Here is a 21,131-nt window from a genome sequence, read left to right as displayed (position 1 = left end):
GGCCTCAGAGCGTGAAGCGCCAGTCCAGGCGCCAGGCCCGGCCGGGCTGGGGGATGGCGCTCAGCGAGGTCTCGGGCGTCGACGGATCCAGATTGCGGTGGTCCAGCGCGTTGTTTACATGCAGGGCCAGGCTCTGGTGGGAGTCGATGCTGAAACGCAGATGGGCATTCACGAGGGCCGTGGCGGGCACCTCGACCCGTCCCATGCGCGGCCCCACGAGGTTCCACTCCAGTCCCAGCTGCCAGCGCTGCCACAGCGGCGTGACGACGTCGCCCTTGAACATCCAGGACGGCGAGTTGCTCAGGCGCTGGCCGGCCACGTCGCGGCCGTCCATCCAGGAGGCGCTCATTCGCCACAGCCAGCCGTCTCCCGCCCGTCTCTCGACGCCCAGATCCACCCCTTTGAGCCTGACGTTGCCGACATTGCGGTACTGGACCGCTGAGTCGGGCTCGCTGCTCAGCGGCTGCTGCTCGATGAGCCGGTTCATGCGGGTGTAATAGGCGTTGGCGCTCAGCGCGTGCCCCCCTCGCAGCACGTGCTCCCAGGCGGCCTCGACGGAGTTCAGGCGCTCGGGCCTGAGGTGGTCCGGCGCGATCTGCGACACGCCACCGTCGTCATAGAAGCGTTCATAGAGATTGGGCGTGCGGAAGGACTGCGCCCACATCAGCTTGAGGGATTCGCGCTCGTCGGGGCGCAGGGCCAGCACGGCGCGTGGCGACAGGGCCGGCGCAAAGCCGCGCACATGGTCCAGGCGCAGGCCGGTGGTCAGCTGCACGGCCGAGGACAGCCGCCATTGGTCCTGGGCATACAGGCCTGCGGCATCCTGGGTGACGTTGGAATCCAGATGCACCGCATGAGGCGCGACGTCGTAGTTGCGCTGCAATCCCTGCGGCGAGGTGCGCAGCTCGGCGCCCAGCATCAGTTGGTGGTTGAGCAGGCCGCGCCAGAGGACCCGCCCTTCCAGCGTCGTCCACTGCGCACGGGCATCGTCCTTGTTGATGAATTCGGGCGTCGAACTGAAGACGTAGCTGCCGCGGAATTCATAGCCGGCCAGGCTGAGCCGGACGGAACGGCGCACGTCGCCCTGCCAGCCCTCGTCGTAGCTGAGTTCTCCGAGCACCAGGCTGTCGACGTAGCGGGTACCGGGCGCGCCGGCCTCGGTGCCATAGGGTGCCGTGGCGGCGTCCTTGTCGCGGCGCACGGCGTTGAGGGCCAGGCGCCACGGGCCGCTGCGGTATTTGGCCAGCAGCGACACCTGCCGCTCGCCATCCAGGCCGCGCACCCAGCCGTCGGGCGTGCCGAGTTCGGGCAGGAAGAGATCCTCGCCCGCCGTGCGCTGCAGATTGAGGCCGACGAAGAGGTCGCGGCCGGCGTCGCTGGCGCCGTAGTGCATCTCGGCGCGGCGAAAGCCATGGCTGCCCAGGCTGGCCTGGGTCGTCAGCCCCGGCGTGTCGGCACCGTCCAGCGTGACGACGTTGACGACGCCCAGCAGCGCATTGCTGCCGTAGACGGACGAGCCGGGGCCGTGGACCAGTTCGACGCGCTTGACCCATTCCGCCATGACGGGGAACTCCAGCTGCGGCAGGCCCTGGTCATAGATGGCGTCGTTGACGCGCTGTCCATCGACGGCCATCAGCAGCCGGGCGTTGTAGTCGCCGGGGCGGTTGAAGCCGCGCAGCCCGAGGGCGCTGTAAGTGCGCGAGTTGCTCAGGTAGACGCCCGGCAGGCGGGCGAGCTGGTCGCCCACGGTCTGGTGGCCCAGGGCGTCCGAGACGGCGCGCTCCAGCACGCTGACCGACGCCGGTGCGTCCATCAGGCTCTGGGCATAGCGGGAAGGGCCCTGCACCTCCCGCTTCAGAAGCGCTTCCAGGGCCTGGTCGTCCGAAGCATCGGCGTCGGCGGCGGCGCGAGCCGCAGGAGTCAGGGCCAGCGTGGACAGCCACGCCAGCGCAAAAAGGCGGCTTTTCACGAGGATGTCGCCGTCGTGCGACGGCGAGGGGCAACGGTGCCGGAAGCTTAGCCCTGCCCCTGGCGGCGGCCCTTGTCAGATTTCACGGCAAAGCCCATGAAAACGAGCGTCATGGCTTGCCGGTATAGCGCGTGTGGAAACGCCGGCCCTGCGAATCCATGGCCTGCAGCCACAGCTCCGAGGTGACGCTGCCAATGGGCGTGTAGAAGTTGCTCAGGGTGACCGTCGTCTTGGGCGGCAGCGGTGCCGCGGTATCGAGCACCGTGGGAGTGCCGCCGGCGCTGGGCGTGAAGACACGCTTGATCTCGATGATGCGCAGATCGGGGTTGGCCGCGGCCCAGGTGGCCCAGTTGATGACCAGCGCGCCGCTCTGCAGCGAGGTCGCCGACACCGGGCTGGCGGCCGACACGCTGTCGACGGTGGGGAAGCGGGTCGTGGCCGGGTCGCCCAGCACATCGGCACGCAGCCAGGCATTGCGCGTCTCGGCCACGCCACCGGTGGTGTAGCTGGCGATGAACTTGGCGCCGCGCACGCTGTCCACGCTGCCGATCCAGCCGACGGCCGCGCGCTGGATGGCGACGTCGCCGACACCGCCGGTCGGGATCAGGTTGGTGGCGCCCGTCGTCGTCGACACGCAGAGCATCAGGCGGTCGCAATAGCCGAAGGGAATGCTGTAGCCGCCCGGCATCTGCACGGTCGCCGAACTGAGCAGCTGCGTCGGCGGTATGCCCGGCACGGGGTCGGCCGATTGCGACTGGATCTCGACCTGCAGGCCGATGCCCGGGTTGGGCACGACCACGCTGCTGGCCGTGCCGTCGGCACTCAGCGCCCGGTAGCCCAGCGCATAGACGCCGAAGGACAGCTTCTTGCCGTTGCCGATCAGGTTCCACTTGTTGGTCGTCGTGGCTGACTTGTTGTAGCTGACCGCGTCGGCGAAGAGATCGACCGTGGCGCCGCTGGAGTCGCTGATGATGGCGCCCACCAGCACCTTGGCGCAGTTGCCGGCGGTCGGCGCGTCGTCGGCGCAGCCCAGCAGCTGGAAGCGGCCGAACTGGCGGTTGGCCGTCGTGTAGGTGGACAGGATGCCGGCGAGGTCGGCCTTGCCGCGGCCGTTGTGCTTGTCGTAGCTGCTGACCAGGGGGTTGGTCAGGATGGTGCTGACGTCGCGCCCCTGGGCGATGAGCTGGTTCAGCGCGGCGCCCAGGTCGTCCAGGCCAGACAGGGTGCCGAGCAGGGTCGTCGCGCTGGTCGAGGCCTTCAGCGTGGACGTGATGGCATTGGCCGGCGTGCCGCTGGCCTTCAGCAGTTCGGTCTGGGCCGTGGGCAGCTCGACGACGACCTCGGCCGTCGGCGCGGCGATGAATTTGTTGCCGATCTGCAGGACGGGCACATTGAGCTTGGAGCGGGCCAGGTCGATGCGCACGCTCTCGATGAGCAGGTCGTGGGCGCCCTTGTTGGCGGCGAAGCTGGCATCGGCCAGCGGGTCGAAGGCCGTGGCGTCGGTGATCTTCAGGTCGCTGATCTGGGTCTTGATCAGGGTCTTCAGGAAGGTGGCGGCGGCAGCGCTGGCCGTGCCCATCTGCGCCAGCTGGCCGGCGCTGGTCGAGGCCGACGCGAACACGGGAGCGGGCTCGGTGCCCAGCGACAGGGCGACGATGGCATTGGTCAGCGGCGTCACGTGGCCGACCATGGCGGCGCTGATGGCGGGCACCGTGGAGTGCAGGACCTGCATGGTGCCGCCGGCGTCCATGCCGCGCGCCTGGATGAAGAGGGGCGCGGCCGGGCTGGTGGTGTTCAGCGTCAGGCTGTAGCTGCCGTCGGCGGCATGGGTGGTGGCCGTGCCCACGGCCTTGCCCTGGCCGTCGACGACGCTGATCTGGGCGCTGACCAGGGGCGCGCCGGTGGCAGCCACGCCGCGCAGCGTGGGCGGCGTCTCCAGCGGCGGCGTGCCGCCGCCCCCGCCACCTCCGCCGCCACAGGCGGTGAGGGTCAGGGTCAGCAGGAGAGCGGCGAGGCGGTACAGCATGGCGCGGGCGGAAATCTGGCTAAAGCCAGTGTGCCCAAATGCCCCTCTCGCATTCGCCTGATAACGGGGCGAACTTAGGGCTTTACCCAGCGGCTCCCGCAGAGCCGGCTTTGCCGGGCTGCGCGGAGCGCCCCTTGAGCGGGCTGAGACCGGACACAAAGAGTCCTGAGGACTCTTTGTGCCTACCGAAGGACAAGGCCTCTGGCCTTGGCACGGCGTCAGCCGGTAGGGGTGGGCCAAGTTCAGCGGCTGATTTGCACCCAGGCGAGTTCCAGCCAGTTGTCGGAGCGATGGACGGCCGTGACGTTTGCACGCGCGCCCCAGGGCACGACCTGGCGGTGCAGGGGAATGACGTTGACCTGCTCGCGCAGCTCGGTGAGTGCGCCGCGGATCAGCTGCTCGCGCTTCTTGGCATCCGGCTCGACGCTGGACTGGGCCGCCAGCGCGTCGGCCTTGTCGTTGCGGAAACCGCCGAAGTTGTAGTTGCCCACGCCCTTGTCGCCGCGCGTGCGGTAAAGCGGCGTCAGGATGCTCTCGGCGTCCGTCACCGAACCGCCCCAGCCGTACATGTAGAGGCTGGTGTCGTACTTCTCGAGCTTGGGGAAGTACAGCACGCGCGGCATGGCGTTGACCTTGACCTTGACCTTCAGCTGGGCCCACATGGACGCCAGCGCCGTGCAGATCTCCTCGTCGTTGATGTAGCGGTTGTTGGGGCAGTCCAGCGTCACCTCGAAGCCATCGGCATAGCCCGCCTCGGCCATCAGCTTCTTCGCGCCGGCGAGGTCGTGCGGCAGGCGGGTCTGCAGGGCCGGGTCGTCGAAGGAGGCATTACTGGACGGCGTCAGCGCGCCGGTGGGCACGGACAGGCCTGCCATCAGCTTGGTGCGGATGGCCTCGATGTCGATGGCCTCGTACAGGGCCTTGCGCACGCGAACGTCCTTGAAAGGGTTCTTGTCACCCGGGACATTGCCGTAGAGCAGCTTGTCGCGCGACTGGTCCATGCCGATGAAGACGAGGCGGTTCTCCGGCCCCTCGATGACCTTGACGCCGGCGGTGTTGCGCAGGCGGGCGATGTCACGCGGCGCGGGGTCGAGCACGAAGTCGACCTCGCCCGAGACGAGGGCCGCCAGGCGGGTCGCGTCGGTCGCGATGGGCGTGTAGACGACTTCCTGCAGATTGCCCTGGAACTTGTTCCACCAGTTGGGGTTGCGCTTGAGCACGGTCTTGATGCCGGGCTGGCGGCTGGCCAGCATGAAGGGGCCGGTGCCGTTGGCGTTCAGGGCCGTGAAGCTCTCTTCCTTGTTCTTGAAGTCCAGCGGCTTGGTGACCTTGTGGGTCTCGCACCATTTGCGGCTCATGATCCACAGCTGGTCGATGTGCTGCAGGAAGATCGGGTTGAAGATCGTGAGCTGGAAGTCCACCGTCAGCTCGTCGACCTTCTTCGCGGCGCCGACGGCATTGGCCCAGACGGCGATCTGCGAGGTCGGCTCCTTGGCCCGCTGCACCGAGAAGACGACGTCGTCGGCCGTCAGCGGCGTGCCGTCGTGGAACTTGACGCCGGGGCGCAGCTTGAAGCGCCAGGCCAGCGGGCCGGTCTGCTTCCATTCCGCGGCAAGACCCGGCACCAGGCCCAGCTTGGCGTCGCGGTTGGTCAGGCGCTCGTAGATCTGGCCGTTGACCATGTTCGTCAGGCTCTCGTTCTGCGAGTCCGGGTCCATGGTCTGCGGATCGCCCTGGCTGGCCCAGCGCAGGGTCTGGGCCGACACGCCGCAAGCGGCCGCCAGCAGGGCCACGCCAATCCATCGCTTCATTGCTTTTCTCCCGACTGCATGCAACACAGCAGTTTAGGAGGCCAGGCAAAGCCCCTTCTCAGCCGTTTTGCGAGGAAGGATCAGCGCTTTGCGTTGGGATTCCAGAGCTCGTCGAGATGGGTGAAGTTCCAGTTCTCGGGCGGCTCGCGGCCGGCGATGCGGTCGGTGGAGGCCGACAGGTCGATGACCTGCAGCGGAATCGGCATGCTGGACTTGGTCGAATAGAAGACCTTGACCCGCGGCGCGACCAGGGAGGCGGCGTTCTGCTCGACCACGACGGCCAGCTTGCCCGATTGCAGGCGCACCAGGGTGCCGGTGGGATAGATGCCGACGCTCTTCACGAAGGCCTGGAAGATGGCGGGATCGAACTGCCCCTTCCACTGCGCCATGCGCTGCAGCGAGCCCGCCGGGTCCCAGGCCGCCTTGTAGGGCCGGTGCGAGGTGATGGCGTCGTAGACGTCGCAGACGGCGCCCATGCGGGCCATCAGGCTGATCTGGTCACCGGCCAGCTTGTGCGGGTAGCCGGTGCCGTCCATCTTCTCGTGGTGATGCAGGCAGACGTCCAGGGCCGAAGCCGGCACCTTGGCGCCGTCCTTGAGCAGGTCCCAGCCGCGTTCGGGGTGGCCGCGCATGACGGTGAACTCGGCATCGGTCAGCGCGCCGGGCTTGTTCAGCACCTCCAGCGGCATCTGCATCTTGCCGACGTCGTGCAGCAGGCCGGCCAGGCCAGCCTCGCGCTGCTGGGCCTCGTCCAGGCCCAGCTGGCGGCCGAGCGACACCATCAGGCCGCAGACGGCGACCGAGTGCATATAGGTGTAGTTGTCCTTGTCCTTGAGCCGGGCCAGACTCAGGAAGGCAGACGGGTTGCGCGCCAGCGAGGATGTGACCTCGTCGACGATGGGCAGGCAGTTCTCGCTGTCGATGGCCTTGCCCAGGCGGGCCTCGCCGAACAGCGCCGTGACGGCGACGCGGGCCTTGTGCAGCACCTGGGCCGCGCGGTCGAGTTCGGCCTCCATGCTGACGCGGGGCTCGGGCACCGGCGCGGCGGCAGGCTCGGGCGCAGGCGCCACCGTCTCGATGACGACCGTCGGCGTCGGCGCTGCGGCGGGCGGCGCCTCGACATCCTCACCCTTGTCGTTGTCGATCCACACCGCCGGCACGCCGCTGGCCCTCAACGCGGCCAGGTCGGCCGGGTCGGTCAGCACGAACTTGGTCTTCCAGAAGGGATGGGAGAGCCAGGCCCCCTCCATCGCCTGGAGGTACATGCCCAGCCTCACCTCGGTGGTGGCGATCTTCTTCAGCATGACAAGGTCGTCTATGTAACGCTGAGTATCTCCGCCGGCCCCGCCGGCCACTGTGCATCCCTGCACGCTTTTCGCCCGGACAACAAAAAGCCGCCCTCGGGGGGCGGCTTGTCGTCGGGAAACGGTCCGATCAGCGGAACTTGCCCTGGGGCACGGTGGCCAGTTCGGTCGGCAGGCTGCTGATATAGCCGGCGATGGCCTTCAGCTCGGCATTGCTGAACTGCTTGACCTGGCCGGCCATGACGCCATTGCTGCGGCCGACGCCGGGGTTGTGCTCGGTCTTGTAGGACTTCAGGGCCACCGTCAGGTAGTCGGCATGCTGGCCGGCCAGCTTGGGATAGCTGGGGTCGATGGGCTTGCTGAAGTTGGCGCCGTGGCAGGACACGCAGGCGCCCTTGGTCAGCAGCTCGGCCACGTTGGCCGGCGCGGCCGGAATGCTGTCGGCGGCGGCGGGCAGCTTGGCCTGCTGCTCGTAGAAGGCGGCCACGTCGTTCATGTCCTGCTCGCTCAGCGAGCCGGCGATGCCGCGCATGGTCGGGTGCTTGCGGTCGCCCTTGGCATAGGCGGTCAGTGCCGAGACGATGTACTTGGCGTTCTGGCCCGCGATCATCGGCACCTTGTGGATCTCGGGAAAGCTGGCCTGGTAGCCAACGATGCCGTGGCAGCCGATGCACATCGCGATCTTGGTCTCACCGGCCTTCACATCCTGGGCCTGGGCGGCAAAGGCGCCAAAAGCTGTGGCCAGGGCGAGCGAGATCTGCAGCAGTTTTTTCATGGTCCCGGGGGTGTCGTGTACTTGAGCGGCGGCGATTATAGGAGGCCTCCTATACTGGTCCGGCTCCCCTTCAGTTCGGGTTTTGCCCCGGTTTTCCCCATGAAATTCCAAGGTTCCGACCAGTACGTCGCCACGGCCGACCTGATGCTCGCGGTCAATGCCGCCGCCAAGCTGCAGCGCCCCCTGCTGATCAAGGGTGAGCCCGGCACCGGCAAGACCATGCTGGCCGAAGAAGTCGCCGCGGCCTTGGGGCTGCCCCTGCTGCAGTGGCATATCAAGAGCACGACCAAGGCCCAGCAGGGCCTGTATGAGTACGACGCCGTCAGCCGGTTGCGCGACAGCCAGCTCGCCGGCATCGAGGGCAGTGACCGCGTGCGTCATATCGAGAACTACATCGTCAAGGGCGTGCTCTGGCAGGCCTTCGAGGCCGACCAGCCGGTCGTGCTCCTCATCGACGAGATCGACAAGGCCGACATCGAGTTCCCGAACGATCTGCTGCGCGAGATCGACCGCATGGAGTTCTATGTCTACGAGACACGCCAGCTGATCAAGGCCAGGCACCGGCCCCTGGTCTTCATCACCTCCAACAACGAGAAGGAGCTGCCGGACGCCTTCCTGCGCCGTTGCTTCTTCCACTACATCAAGTTCCCCGACGCCGAGACGATGAAGAAGATCGTCGACGTGCACTTCCCGACGCTGAAGAAGGACCTGCTGGCCGCGGCGCTGAAGAACTTCTACGACGTGCGCAACCTGCCCGGCCTGAAGAAGAAGCCCAGCACCTCGGAGCTGATCGACTGGCTCAAGCTGCTGGTCGCCGAAGACGTGCCCGTGGACGCCCTGCAGGCCAAGGACGAGAAGGTCAGCATCCCGCCGCTGGTGGGCGCCCTGCTGAAGAACGAGCAGGACCTGACCCTGTTCGAGAAGCTGGTCTTCATGCAGCGCAACAACCGCTGATGGCCCAAGACTTCAACCGCGCCATGCGCGAAGGCCTGGCCGATGCCGTCGGCTTTGTCGGCGGCGCCTTGGCCGGCTGGTGGCTGGGCCGCCAGTTCGGCATCGATTTCGTCGCCAGCACCGACTGGAACACGCAGCAGATGCTGGGCCTGGTGCTCATCGTCGCCGGCTGCGGTGGCGGCCGCTTCATCGCCCGGCGGCTGATGTTGAAGGACAAGACTTGAAGCCCGTCCTGCCCACCACCCTGGCCGCCGGCCCCATCCGGCTGGTGCCGCTGACGCTGGAGCATGTGCCCGGCCTGAGGGCGGCCGCCGCCGACGGCGAGCTGTGGAACCTCCGCTTCACCAGCGTGCCGGCGCCGGACGAAACCGTCGGCTATGTCGAGACCGCCCTGGCCGGCCAGGCCGCTGGCCACCGCCTGCCCTTCGCGGTGCTGGATGCCGCGAGCGGCGAGGTGCTGGGCTCGACCAGCTATCACGACATCGTTCCTGCAGTGGAGCGTGTCGAGATCGGCTACACCTGGTATGCCCAGCGCGTGCAGCGCAGCGCCGTCAACACGACGGCCAAGCTGCTGCTGTTGACCCATGCCTTCGAGACCCTGGGCGCCAGGCTCGTTGGCTGGCGCACCGACAACTTCAACCATGCCTCGCAGCGCGCCATCGAACGCCTGGGAGCGAAGCGCGACGGCGTGATCCGCCACCACGCGCTGCGACGTGACGGCACGGTCCGCGACACCGTCATGTACAGCCTGACCGCGGGCGAATGGCCCGAGGTCAAGGCCCATCTGAATTGGCAACTGACCCGACAGAGACCATGAAGCACAAGTCCAAGGCCTTCGACATTGATGCACTCTGGGCCTTGGATCGCATCGGCGAACCCAGCCTCAGCCCCGATGGCGCCCAGGCCGCCGCCGGCGTCACCCGCTACTCGATGGAGACCAACCGGGCGCAGAGCAGCCTGTGGCTGTTCTCGACGCTGGGCGGTGAGCCGCGCCGCCTGACCGAAGCCGGCGAGAAGGACGGCAACCCGCAATGGAGCCCGCGCGGCGACCTGATCGCCTTCACGGCCAAGCGGGAACAGGCCGGCCAGCGTGATGAGGAAACCCAGCTCTACGTCATCCCGCCGGACGGCGGCGAGGCGCGCCGCGTCGGCCACGTGCCCACCGGCGTGGAGTCCTTCAAGTGGTTCCCGGACGGCCGGCGCATCGCCTTCGTCTCCTGGGTCTGGCCCGGCCTGAAAGCCGCCGCCCAGGCCCAGGCGCTGGGCGACTTCAAGTCCCGCAAGGAAAGCGCTTACGTCACCGACGAGGCCCTCTACCGCTTCTGGGACCACCATGTGCCCATGGGCCGCGTGCCGCATCTGCATGTGATGGACGTCGAGACCGGCAAGGCCCGCGACCTGTTCGAAGGGACGGACTGGGAACTCAGCCGTGCGGAACCCGATGCCAACAGCTTCGACGTCGCGCCCGACGGCAAGCGCATCGCCTTCGCCTTCGACCCCGCGCCCGAGAAGCAGCTCGACGGCCGCTTCGCGCTGGCCGAGATCGATGTGCGCACGCGCCGCGTCGACATCTTGCTGCAGGACGGCGACTGGGACTTCGCCGCGCCGCGCTACAGCCATGGCGGCGGCCATCTGGCCTTACTGGCCAGCCACCAGGCCCTGGGCCACAACCGCCCCAACCAGCTCGCCGTGCTGGACCAGCAGGGCCAGTGGGCCGTCTTCAGCGAGGACTGGGACCATGAGGTCAGCGCGCCGCTGCGCTGGACGGCCGACGACCAGAGCCTGCTGTTCGCCGCCGAGGACCGCGGCCGCCGCCACCTCTGGCAGTTCATGCTGGGCGAGCGCCTGGCCGAACCCATCTTCGAGGGCGGCCATGTCGGCAGCTTCACGCTGGCCCAGGACTTCGTCGTCATCAACCACGACGGCGTGCAGTTCCCGCCGCGGCTGTCGGTGCTGGCCGATGACGGCCTGCGCCACATCGAGGCGCTGAACGACGAACGCCTCGCCTCGCACCGCTTCGGTCGCCACGAGGAAGTGACGATCCAAGGCGCACGCGGCGACGACGTGCAGATGTGGCTGGTCTACCCGCCGGGCTTCGATGCCAAGAAGAAGTGGCCCGTCATGCACGTCATCCACGGTGGCCCGCACACGGCCTTCGGGGACAGCTGGCACTGGCGCTGGAACCACCAGGCCTTCGCCGCCCAGGGCTATGTGGTGGCCTGCGTGAACTACCACGGCTCATCCAGCTTCGGCTTCGAGTTCCTGGACAGCATCACCGGCCACTGGGGCGAGTACGAACTGCAGGACGTCGAGGCCGGCACCGACTGGCTGCTGAAGAAGTCCTGGGTGGACAGGAAGCGCATCGTCGCCACCGGCGGCAGCTATGGCGGCTATATGGTGGCCTGGATGAACGGCCATGTGAAAGCCGGCCGCTACCAGGCCTATGTCTGCCATGCCGGCTGCTACGACTGGCAGGCCATGTATGCCGACGACGCCTACAACTGGCACCGCAAGGAACTGGGCGCGGCCTACTGGGACGACCCGGCCCGCGTCGCGGCGCAAAGCCCGCACAGCTTCGCCAAGGCCTTCAAGACGCCCACCCTGGTCATCCACGGCGCCCTGGACTACCGCGTGCCCGACGCCCAGGGCCTGGCCTACTACAACACGCTGAAGTCGCTGGGCGTGCCCTCGCGCCTGGTGTGGTTCCCGGACGAGAACCACTGGGTGCTGAAGCCGCGCAACAGCCGCCTCTGGTACGGCGAGTTCTTCGGCTGGCTGGCCCGGCATCAGCCGGCGCGCTGATGCAGCGCCGCGCCCTGCTGAGCGCGCTGGCGGCCGCCCTGCCCGGCCCGGCACTGGCCGCCGCAGCACAGGCCGACGCGCGGCGCCTGCAGGCCCATCTGCGCTTCCTGGCCGACCCGCTGCTGGAAGGCCGCGAGGCCGGCACCCGCGGCTTCGACCTGGCGGCCGCCTATGTGGCCAGCCAGTTCGCGCAACTGGGTCTCAAGCCCTTGGGCGACGCCGGCGGCTATGCCCAGGCCGTGCCGCTGAAGAGTGCGCGCCTCGCCGCCACCGCACCGACGCTGGAGCTCTGCCGCGGCGAGACCTGCGAACGCCTGCGCTATCTCGATGAATTCAGCACCCGCCCCGACATGGCTTCAGCGCATGCCGAGATGCAGGGGGATCTCGTCTTCGCCGGCTACGGCATCGAGGCGCCGGCCTTCGGCCTGGACGACTATGCAGGGCTGGAGGTCAGGGGCAAGATCGTCGTCGCCCTGTCCGGCCGACCGCCGCGGCTGCCCTCCGAGGAAGGCGCCCACTTCGGCAATGGCCGCACCAAGCAGGAGGCGGCCGCTCGCCATGGCGCCATCGGCCTCATCACGCTGACCACGCCGCGCAGCGACCGCGTCGCGCCCTTCCAGTTGAATCGCCAGTACGCCGATGCCGCCTACATGGACTGGCAGACGCCCGAAGGCGGCGGCGGCAACGACGTCCGCGGCATCCAGGGCGGAGCCTCGGTCAGTGCGCAGGCCGCGCCTCGCCTGCTGGCTCGCGTCGCGAGCGACTACGAGCGCCTGGTGGCCGACGCCGAGGCCGGCCAGCCCCTGCCGCGCGGCGACCTGGGCCTGAGAGCCCGCCTCGTGCGCGACAGCGTGCACGGCCAGGCGCGCAGCCACAACGTCATCGGCTGCATCGAGGGCGGGCGACGCAAGCACGAGTTCATCGTGCTGAGCGCCCACCTCGATCACCTCGGCCGCAAGGGCGATGTGATCTTCCCCGGCGCCATGGACAACGCCATGGGCGTGGCCATGCTGCTGGAGACGGCCCGGCTGCTGGCCCAGAGCCCGGGCATGCTGGACCGCTCCGTCCTCGTCATCGCATTGACGGGCGAAGAGAAAGCCCAGTCCGGCTCCTCCTATTTCGCCCGCCACCCGACCGTGCCGGCGGAGGCGATCGCGGCGGCCATCAACATCGACATGCCCGTGCTGCTGCACGACTTCAAGGACGTCGTCGCCCTGGGGGCAGAACATTCGACGCTGGGCGCGGCCGTCGAGCGCGCCGCGCGCAGGCTGGGCCTGCAGACCTCGCCCGACCCCATGCCCGAACAGAGCCGCTTCACGCGCTCCGACCAGTACAGCTTCGTGCGCCGCGGCATCCCGGCCCTCATCCTCGGGCCGGGCGGTGCCTCGTTCCAGGCCGGCGAGGACGGCGATGCGCTGATCCGCGACTTCCGCCGCCAGCGCTACCACCAGCCCGGCGACGACCTGAGCCAGCCCTTCCACTGGACGGCCGCGCAGCGCTTTGCGCAGCTGCAGTGGGAGTTGGTGAAGGAGGTCGCCCAACAGCCCGAGCGGCCGCGCTGGCTGCCCGGAGACTTCTTCGGCGAGTTGTACGGGCGTGCTCCCTAGCCCATCCAGTCGATGTCCGTGCACAGCACGCGCAGCCCGTCCGGCGTGCGGCAGGCCACGGACAGGGTCACGCACATCTGCGCGCCGTGCAGGCTCAGATAGGGCCTCGTCATCTGCATGACGCCCGGCTCCTCCAGTGCACGGCGGAAATAGGGCCGGCGCGCCCAGCGCGCCTCGCCGGCCAGGCCCAGCGGCCTGAAGCGCGGGTCCTGGGACAGGTCCTTGACGCCCGGCGGCACCAGGGGTTCGGCCACGTGGCGGCCCTGCTCGTCCAGCAGGAAGCAGACCTGCACGCCCGGCAGCGCCAGCAGCTCCGCACAGGCCTCGGGCAAGGCCTGACCCGCCAGGCTTTCCTGGGCTCGCCGGAGCGCCTCGCGGTAGGGCGCCATCTGGGCCGCATGCACACGCCGCGTGTCGGCATGGCGACCGTCCAGCAGCTCCCAGATCTCCTCGATCTCGTCCGACACACCCTGGGGCCCCAGCATGCCGGGCACCGGCCGACCGAAGACGAAGCCCTGCACCATGTCGACGTCGACGTCGAGGGCCAGCAAGGCCTCGTCGCGCGTCTCCACGCCTTCCAGCAGCACCAGCGACCCGCACTCGTGCAGCAGCGACACCATCTGGGCCAGCACGCGCGCGATGCGCGGCGAGCCGCAGGCACGGCGCAGCAGGCTGCGGTCCAGCTTCACGATCTCGGGGTGGATATGCCAGATGCGGTCGAAGTTGGAATGACCCGCGCCGAAATCGTCCAGGGCGAGCAGGCAACCGGTCTGGCGCACGTTGGCCACGGCGCGCTCGAAGTCGGCCTCCTGGGCCATGACGTCCTCGGTCACCTCCAGCACGACGCGGTGCATGGGCAGGCCGAGCGCCTGCATGGTGCGCACCGACGACTCCAGCGCCTGCATCTGCTGGGCGCCATGCACGAAGACCGCGGGATGAATATTGAGGAAGAGCCAACCCCCATCCTCGCCTCTGCCGGTCTGCTGCACGAAGTTGTGCACGTGCAGCAGCCGGCACAGGCGGTCGGCCGCCCATTGCTGCTCGAAGCTGCGCAGCTGCTCGAAGAACTTGATCGGCGAGACGGCATTGCCGGCCGGGTCAGACACCCGCAGCAACGCCTCGTAGCCGACGGCGCGCCGGTGCGGAAAGCTGAACACGGGCTGGAAATGGCTGTCCAGCTGCCAGTCGCCCTGGCGCGCCCGCCAGCGTCCGCCTTCCATCTCCAGCGACTCGACGAGATGCAGCAGCATGGCATCGGCGCCGGGCGGCGCGACGGCTTTCAAGGGCGGTCCTGCGGGAGCGACATGCGACCCATACTAGCGGCGCCCCCTACGAAGTCGCGGGAATATCGCACTGATAATCGTTTTAGCCCCTGTCGCCCCCTCAGCCGAGCGCCGATGCCGATGCCCGCCCTCCCCCTGCCGCGTCCCGTGAAGCAATGAGCGACGCAGATGGCGATCCATCGGGGCGCGACAAGCCGGAAGACCCGGTCGAGCCCACCGTCAAGATGGGCCCGCCGCTGACGCCGGGCCACACCCTGCCGCCCGGCACGCGCATCCACGACTACCGCATCGACCGGGTGCTGGGCGAGGGCGGCTTCGGCATCGTCTATCTCGCCACCGACGTCGCCCTGGAGCGCCAGGTCGCCATCAAGGAATACCTGCCCTCGTCGATGGCGGCCCGCGCCGGCCAGTCGCTGACCGTGCTGGTCAAGTCAGCGGAGCACACCGAGACCTTTGCCATCGGGCTGAGGAGCTTCGTCAACGAGGCCAAGCTGCTGGCCCGCTTCGACCACCCGGCCTTGCTCAAGGTGCATCAGTTCTGGGAGCAGAACGGCACCGCCTACATGGCCATGCCCTATTACCAGGGACAGACGCTGAAGCAGGCCCTGGGCAAGCTCGGCCGCCAGCCGACCGAGAAGGAAGTGCGCGCCTGGTTGATGCCGCTGCTGGATGCGCTGGAGGTGCTGCACAACGAGCACTGCTATCACCGCGACATCGCGCCCGACAACATCCTGCTGACCGACCACGGGCCGCTGCTGCTGGACTTCGGTGCCGCCCGCCGCGTCATCGGCGACCTGACCCACGCGCTGACCGCCATGCTCAAGCCGGGCTTCGCGCCCATCGAGCAATACGGCGACATGCCCGGCGTGACCCAAGGGCCCTGGACCGACATCTTCGCGCTGGCCAGCGTGCTCTACGCGGCCATCAGCGGCCGCCGCACCGTGGCCTCCGTCGAGCGCCTGCTCAACGACCAGCTGCAACCGCTGGCCACCGTGGCCGCGGGTCGCTGCGGCAATGCCTTTCTCGCGGCCATCGACCGTGCGCTGGCCATCCACCCCAAGGACCGCCCGCAATCCATCGCCGAATTCCGCACCCTGCTGACCGCCGACGACACCCAGGTGCTGGACTTGCTCGAACTGGGCGGCATGCCCGACGACGACAGGACGGTGCTGCTGCCGGACTTCGATCCGACCCAGGTGGCGCCGGGCGGCACCGTGCCGCCCCGCACCGAACCGGCGCGGCCCAAGACCCAGGCGCCATTGCCCGTCACGCGCCCCCAGCGGACCGCCCCCGCCCCGGTGCTGCCGCCCGCGGCGCCGCCTCCGCCGGTGTTGCCCCCGCCGCCGCCACCTGCTCCGGCGCCCGTGCAAGCGCCCGCCGCGCCCCCGCCGCGCCGCGGTCTCGTGCTGGGCCTGGTGGGCGGAGCGGGTCTGGCCGCACTGGCCCTGGGCGGCTATCGCATGCTGTCTGCGCCGGCGCCCTCGCCCTCGTCGTTGCCGCCCGCAGCCGCACCGGCGCCGGCCATCGTTCAGGCTGCGTCAGCACCCGCCGCGGCAGCCTCCACAGCCACTGCAGCCTCCGCGCCGGACGTGCCAGCCTCCACGGCTCCGGTGCCGCCGCCACCCGCCGCCGCTCCCGCGCCGACACCGGCCCCCGCGGTTTCGGCCCCGACACCCACCGCGCCCGCAACGACCAAGGCCCGCGCGAGCGCACCGTCCCCTGTTCCGGTGGCCACAAAAGGTGCAAGGTGCAGTGATATTCTGCAAAAGGCCTCACTGGAACCCCTGACCGCGAGTGAAGCCGCCTACCTGAAGAGGGAATGCCGATGAGTCGCCCTGGCCACACGAATCGCATCAGTTTTTCAGTGCAGCTGGCGCGTGCCGCCATGCTGGGTTGCCTGGCCGTGCTGGCCGGCTGTCTGGAAACAGCGCCCAAGGCGCCGACGGTCTCGACCAACGAGCTGTCGTTCAGCGAGGCCATCGTCGTCGCCACCGACGGCCTGGTGGGCCAGACCCAGAAGCTGCCGGCCTTCCTGGCCAAGATGGAATCCAAGATCGTCCGCAAGAACGTCGTCGTCGACCCGATGATCGACGCCACCAGCGGCCAGCAGACCCAGACCACGCAATTGCTGGAGCGCCGCATCGGCGAGCGCCTGGCGGCGCGCAAGGAAGGCGGCTTCGACCTGCTGCCCTTCAAGACCGAGAACCTGTCCAAGGTCCAGTACCTGCTGACCGGCACCCTGACCCGGCTGCTCGGCGTGCCAGGCAAGAAGTCGCTGCAGATCAACCTGGCCCTGGTGGAGATCAAGACCGGCCAGGTGGTGGCCCAGGCCTCGGCCCTGGCCCGCGACGACGGCCTCAACCACACGCCGCTGGCCATCTACCAGGACAGCCCGGTGCTGGTGAAGGACCGCGTCGTGGAAGGCTATATCAGCACGGCCCTGACGGCCCCTGGCGGTGCGGCCAATGCCACCTATATGGAACGCGTGGCGGTGGCCAGCGTCATCAACGAAGCCGGCTCCCTCTACAACGCCGAGCGCTATCCGGAGTCTCTGGCCAAGTACCAGGAGGCCCGCAGCCAGGCCGGCGGCGACCAGCTGCGCACCTTGAACGGCATCTACCTGAACAACGTCAAGCTCGGCCGCACCGCCGAAGCCGAATGGGCCTTCGGCCAGATCGTGGCCTACGGCCTGCGCTCCAACAAGCTGGACGTGAAGTTCCTGTTCAACCCGGGCAGCACGGAGTTCTGGTCCGACGCCAAGGTCAGCGGCGCCTATCCGATGTGGCTGCGGCAGATCGCCAAGGAAAGCAACAGCACCCGGGTCTGCATGGTCATCGTCGGCCACACCAGCCACACCGGCTCGGAGCAGACCAACGACGCCCTGTCGCTGCAGCGCGCCGCCTTCATCCAGCAGCGCCTGACCGGCGAGGCGCCGCCGCTGAGCTCGCGCATCAAGGCCAGCGGCATGGGCTGGCGCGAAAACCTGGTGGGCAGCGGCACCGACAACGCCGTGGACGCCCTGGACCGCCGCGTCGAGTTCCGCGTCGAGCCCTGCAATTGAGGTGGCAACGCCTCTGAGCCGCGGACGCTAGAGCAGGCGGAAGACCCGGCCCCCGGCCACGTCGTTCACGGCCTCGGTGCGCAGATCGACCGGCAGGCCGGCGCGGGTGGTCTCGTCGATCAGCAGGCCCGGCGCGGCGGCCTCGGCGAGCCGTGCAGCCTGCAAGGCCGGTGCGCCGACGCAGGCATGGGCCGCGCGCCGCGCCGTGGCCGCCGAGCCGACGACCAGCTCGCCACGGCTGATGCCGATGCCCATGGCGATGGGCGGCTGCGCAGCTGCACCGCGTTCCGCGTTGAAGAGGCCCGCCACCTCGGCCATGTCCTGCCCCGCCTGCACCGCCGACAACGGCTCGGCGAACAACGCCAACAGACCGTCGCCGCCGAACTGGGCCACCTCGCCGCCGCGGCCCTCGACGGCGTCGAACATCAGCGTGCTCCAGTGGCTCAGCAGCTCCATCAGCGCCTGCGGCGACTCGGCCCGCAGCTCGGGCCGGTGTAGCCGCGCCACCAGCACGCAGGCCTCGACCAGCCGGCTGGCCTCGGCCGGGCCGCCCGGCATCCAGCGGCGCAGCGCGGCCCCCTGCTGGTCCCGCTGCTGCTTGCGCGCCAGGCTGGACTCGACCCGCGCCTGCAGCAGCCAGGGGTCCACCGGCTTGTGCAGGAAGTCGTCGGCGCCCAGTTCGATGCAGCGCGCCACCGGCGCCACGCCGCCCAGCGCACTGGTGACGATGACGGCCACCTCGCGCAGCGCCGCATCCGTGGCGCGGGCCTGCAGCAGGCCGAAGCCGTCCAGCTCCGGCATGGCCAGGTCCAGCAGCAGCAGCTCGAAGGGCTGGCGCTTCAGCAGCTCCAGCGCCTGCCGACCGTTCTCGGCGCTGCTGACGCTGTGGCCCATCAGCTCCAGGGAGCGGCACAGCAGCAGGCGGTTGACCTTGTTGTCGTCGGCCACCAGCACGCGCGCGCCCGGTTGCGCGCTGAACGGCGGCGGCGATGGCGACGCCGTGCCCTGGGCCGGCCCGGCCGGCAGCGTGAAGCGGTATCCCAGTCCCGCCACGGTGGCGATGGCACGGGCCCCGAGCACGCGGCGCAGGCCGGAGATCTGCACCTGCAGGTTGTTCTCCTCGACGACGAGACCGGGCCAGACCTCGTCCAGCAGCTCATCCTTGCTGACGACGCGGTCGCGCCTGGCCACCAAGGCCCTCAGCAGGTCGAAGCCGCGGCTGCCCAGGCTCACCGGCTGGCCGTCCACCAGCAGCAGCCGCTCGGCCAGCCGCAGCTCGACGGCGCCGAAGACGAGCGCGGTGGGTGGCGCGCTCATTGCCGTGCCAGGGCGTGCAGCGCCGTCAAGGTGGCGTCCAGCTCGGCGGCCAGCGCGTCGACGTCGGGTGCGGGCGCCTCCAGCCCTTGCCACTCGATGCGCCGCGCCATCTCCGCCAGTCGCGTGGCGCCGAAGGCGACGCCATTGCTCTTCAGCGTGTGCGCCGCAGTCACGAAACGCTCGCCGTCTGCTGCGGCCAGCGCCGCCCGCAAGTCGGCCAGCAGGCGCGGCGCCTCTTCGGCGAAGGCATCGATGAGGGTGATGACAAAGTCCGCCCCCGCGTTGGCCTGCAAGGCCTCGAAGGTGTGGGCGTCGATGCGGGGCAGCTTCATGGTTCAGGCGTCGGTTCGCGCAGGGGTCGCCATCAGCTCGGCAATCATCGCCTCCACGCGCAGCGGCTTGCTCAGATGCTCGTCCATGCCCGCGGCCAGGCATTGCGGGCGGTCGCCGTGCAAGGCGTTGGCGGTCATGGCCACGATACGCGGGCGTTGGCCGACCGGCCAGCGCGACACGATCTGGCGCGTGGCTTCCAGGCCGTCCATGTCGGGCATGCGCACGTCCATCAGCAACAGGTCGTAGGCCTGGCGCGCCACGCTGTCCACCGCCTCGCGGCCGTTGCTGGCCAGGTCGGCCCGGTAGCCCATCTGCTCCAGCAGCCGCAGCGCCAGCTTCTGGTTCACGCCGTTGTCCTCGGCCAGCAGGATGCGCAGCGGATGGCGGGCGGCCATCTGCGGGTCCAGTTCTGTCGGGGCAGACGACGCGCGCTGAGGCAGCAGGTCCAGCGCCGCGGCCGGCGCCTGGATGTCGAAGTGGAAGCGGCTGCCTTGCCCCGGCCCGGCGCTCTCCACGTCCATGCTGCCGCCCATCAGTTCGGCCAGCTGCCTGCTGATGGCCAGACCCAGGCCGGTGCCGCCGTAGCGGCTGGCGATGCTGCTGTCCGCCTGGCTGAAGCGCTGGAACAGCCGGGCCCTGCCCTCCGCGCTCAGGCCAATGCCGGTGTCACGCACCTCGAAGGCCAGGCGCCCCTCGGCCGGCATGGACACCCTGAGTGCCACCTCGCCGCGCTCGGTGAACTTGACCGCATTGCCGAGCAGGTTGAGCAGGATCTGGCGCAGGTGCGCCGCGTCGCCCACGACGGCCGCCGGCACTTCGGCGTCGAAGTGGCAGCTCAGCTGCAGGCCCTTGTGCGCTGCCCGCACACCCACCAGGTCCAGACACAGGCGCATGCACTCGCGCAGGTCGAAGGGCTGGTTCTCCAGCTCCAGCCGGCCGGCCTCGATCTTGGAGAAGTCCAGCACGTCGTTGATGATGGTCAGCAGCGCCTCGGCCGACTCGCGGATGGTCTGCGCATGGTCGCGCTGGTCCTCCGTCAGCGGCGAACTCAGCAGCAGGCCGCTCATGCCGATGACGCCGTTCATCGGCGTGCGGATCTCGTGGCTGACGGTCGCCAGGAAGGCGCTCTTGGCCGCGTTGGCGGACTGGGCCGCCTCGCGCGCCGCCAGCTCGGCGGCGAGCTTCTGCTCCAGCAACTGAGCCTGGGTGCGGCCGGAGTCGGCCTGCAGATCTTCCTCCAGCATCTCGCTCGCGCGGGTCACGGCGCGCACCTCGTCGGGCCGGTAGGGCGCACCGCCAGGGCGCGTGCTCAGCAGCACAAAGCCGGTGAGTTCATCGCGGTGCCGGATCGGCACGGCCAGGCCGTCCACACCCGCCACGGCCGCCAGCCCGGCGGGCAGGCCGTGCGCGAGGATGCTGCGCAGATCGCCTAGGCTCAGCCGCAAGGCCTCGGGAGCTCCGGGAGACGTGGATGCCAGGCGCATGCCGGTCTGCGTAGCTACCCGATAGGCCATCACCTCGGCGTCACCCGCAAACCGGCTGATGGCTGTCAGGTGGTGGTTCAGCAGCGCCTGCTGGCCCTGAAGCTTCGCCGCAGCGCGGGCGGCGACCCACAGCACCTCTTCGTTGTTGCGCCAATTGCTGAAGAACACGCGCTGGACGAAGGCATCGGCGACGCCCCTCAAGCGCGGCACGGCGCTCGAGAAAAGCAGGGCCAGCGGCACGGTCACAGCGGCAGCAATGCGCGGCTCCGCCATGGCAGGCCAATGTGCGCCGAGCATGCGCAGGAGCATGACGCCAAGCACCAGCACGGCTAGCTGTGAAGAGTCAACACGTTCTTTCGAGATAGCGAGAGACGTGACATGGGCGGCTTGAGGTCAATGCCGTGA

General features: G+C 69.2%; 16 protein-coding genes. 7 read left to right on the top strand and 9 right to left on the bottom strand.

Annotated features, from left to right (window positions below):
- Nucleotides 1-4: 4 nt before the first annotated feature.
- The 5 genes from AC3WOE_RS23420 to AC3WOE_RS23400 form a co-directional block, all read right to left on the bottom strand.
- The gene (locus AC3WOE_RS23420; protein WP_492693799.1) at nucleotides 5-1,969 is read right to left on the bottom strand and encodes a TonB-dependent receptor plug domain-containing protein; all 1,965 of its coding nucleotides are present in this window, start codon (nucleotides 1,967-1,969) and stop codon (nucleotides 5-7) included.
- Between the two features lie 109 nt (nucleotides 1,970-2,078).
- Nucleotides 2,079-3,995: a hypothetical protein gene (locus AC3WOE_RS23415; protein ID WP_492693798.1), complete on the bottom strand. Its 1,917-nt coding sequence runs from the start codon at nucleotides 3,993-3,995 to the stop codon at nucleotides 2,079-2,081.
- Between the two features lie 242 nt (nucleotides 3,996-4,237).
- Entirely contained in the window at nucleotides 4,238-5,806 is a 1,569-nt protein-coding gene (locus tag AC3WOE_RS23410; protein WP_492693797.1) for an ABC transporter substrate-binding protein, read from the bottom strand.
- An 80-nt stretch (nucleotides 5,807-5,886) separates the two neighbouring features.
- Complete coding sequence (locus tag AC3WOE_RS23405) at nucleotides 5,887-7,110, bottom strand: HD-GYP domain-containing protein (protein ID WP_492693796.1); 1,224 nt, start codon at nucleotides 7,108-7,110, stop codon at nucleotides 5,887-5,889.
- A gap of 130 nt (nucleotides 7,111-7,240) precedes the next feature.
- Complete coding sequence (locus tag AC3WOE_RS23400; RefSeq protein ID WP_492693795.1) at nucleotides 7,241-7,885, bottom strand: c-type cytochrome; 645 nt, start codon at nucleotides 7,883-7,885, stop codon at nucleotides 7,241-7,243.
- Between the two features lie 99 nt (nucleotides 7,886-7,984).
- On the opposite strand from AC3WOE_RS23400, the gene AC3WOE_RS23395 reads away from it, so the two are divergent.
- From AC3WOE_RS23395 to AC3WOE_RS23375, 5 genes are read left to right on the top strand one after another with little or no spacing between them, the layout of a single operon-like run.
- Complete coding sequence (locus AC3WOE_RS23395; RefSeq protein ID WP_492693794.1) at nucleotides 7,985-8,839, top strand: AAA family ATPase; 855 nt, start codon at nucleotides 7,985-7,987, stop codon at nucleotides 8,837-8,839.
- Nucleotides 8,839-9,063 carry a hypothetical protein gene (locus tag AC3WOE_RS23390; RefSeq protein ID WP_492693793.1) on the top strand — a complete coding sequence of 75 codons (225 nt, stop codon included), beginning with the start codon at nucleotides 8,839-8,841 and terminating at the stop codon, nucleotides 9,061-9,063. Before AC3WOE_RS23395 ends, AC3WOE_RS23390 begins: the two co-directional genes overlap by 1 nt.
- Nucleotides 9,060-9,656: a GNAT family N-acetyltransferase gene (locus tag AC3WOE_RS23385; protein WP_492693792.1), complete on the top strand. Its 597-nt coding sequence runs from the start codon at nucleotides 9,060-9,062 to the stop codon at nucleotides 9,654-9,656. The genes AC3WOE_RS23390 and AC3WOE_RS23385 overlap by 4 nt, the downstream gene beginning before the upstream one ends.
- Nucleotides 9,653-11,641, top strand: a complete 1,989-nt coding sequence (locus tag AC3WOE_RS23380; RefSeq protein WP_492693791.1) for a S9 family peptidase — start codon at nucleotides 9,653-9,655, stop codon at nucleotides 11,639-11,641. Before AC3WOE_RS23385 ends, AC3WOE_RS23380 begins: the two co-directional genes overlap by 4 nt.
- Nucleotides 11,641-13,248, top strand: a complete 1,608-nt coding sequence (locus AC3WOE_RS23375) for a M28 family metallopeptidase (protein ID WP_492693790.1) — start codon at nucleotides 11,641-11,643, stop codon at nucleotides 13,246-13,248. The genes AC3WOE_RS23380 and AC3WOE_RS23375 overlap by 1 nt, the downstream gene beginning before the upstream one ends.
- Here AC3WOE_RS23375 and AC3WOE_RS23370 read toward each other — a convergent pair.
- Nucleotides 13,245-14,531 (bottom strand): sensor domain-containing phosphodiesterase, encoded by a 1,287-nt coding sequence (locus AC3WOE_RS23370; RefSeq protein ID WP_492693789.1) that lies wholly within the window; start codon nucleotides 14,529-14,531, stop codon nucleotides 13,245-13,247. The genes AC3WOE_RS23375 and AC3WOE_RS23370 overlap by 4 nt on opposite strands.
- A gap of 155 nt (nucleotides 14,532-14,686) precedes the next feature.
- On the opposite strand from AC3WOE_RS23370, the gene AC3WOE_RS23365 reads away from it, so the two are divergent.
- Together AC3WOE_RS23365 and AC3WOE_RS23360 are read left to right on the top strand one after the other, a co-directional pair.
- The gene (locus AC3WOE_RS23365) at nucleotides 14,687-16,360 is read left to right on the top strand and encodes a serine/threonine-protein kinase (protein WP_492693788.1); all 1,674 of its coding nucleotides are present in this window, start codon (nucleotides 14,687-14,689) and stop codon (nucleotides 16,358-16,360) included.
- Entirely contained in the window at nucleotides 16,357-17,592 is a 1,236-nt protein-coding gene (locus tag AC3WOE_RS23360; RefSeq protein WP_492693787.1) for an OmpA family protein, read from the top strand. The genes AC3WOE_RS23365 and AC3WOE_RS23360 overlap by 4 nt, the downstream gene beginning before the upstream one ends.
- A 27-nt stretch (nucleotides 17,593-17,619) precedes the next feature.
- Here the strand turns inward: AC3WOE_RS23360 and AC3WOE_RS23355 are convergent, their stop codons facing one another.
- The 3 genes from AC3WOE_RS23355 to AC3WOE_RS23345 are packed head-to-tail and all read right to left on the bottom strand — an operon-like array spanning nucleotide 17,620 to nucleotide 20,999.
- Nucleotides 17,620-18,909: a response regulator gene (locus AC3WOE_RS23355; protein WP_492693786.1), complete on the bottom strand. Its 1,290-nt coding sequence runs from the start codon at nucleotides 18,907-18,909 to the stop codon at nucleotides 17,620-17,622.
- Nucleotides 18,906-19,241 (bottom strand): Hpt domain-containing protein, encoded by a 336-nt coding sequence (locus tag AC3WOE_RS23350; RefSeq protein ID WP_492693785.1) that lies wholly within the window; start codon nucleotides 19,239-19,241, stop codon nucleotides 18,906-18,908. Before AC3WOE_RS23350 ends, AC3WOE_RS23355 begins: the two co-directional genes overlap by 4 nt.
- 3 nt (nucleotides 19,242-19,244) lie before the next feature.
- Nucleotides 19,245-20,999 (bottom strand): ATP-binding protein, encoded by a 1,755-nt coding sequence (locus AC3WOE_RS23345; protein ID WP_492693784.1) that lies wholly within the window; start codon nucleotides 20,997-20,999, stop codon nucleotides 19,245-19,247.
- Nucleotides 21,000-21,131 lie beyond the last annotated feature (132 nt).

It is taken from the genome of Roseateles sp. FW305-36, assembly GCF_058787015.1.
The sequence above is the reverse complement of the archived record's forward strand: the minus strand, read 5'-3'. Positions and strand labels throughout refer to the sequence as shown.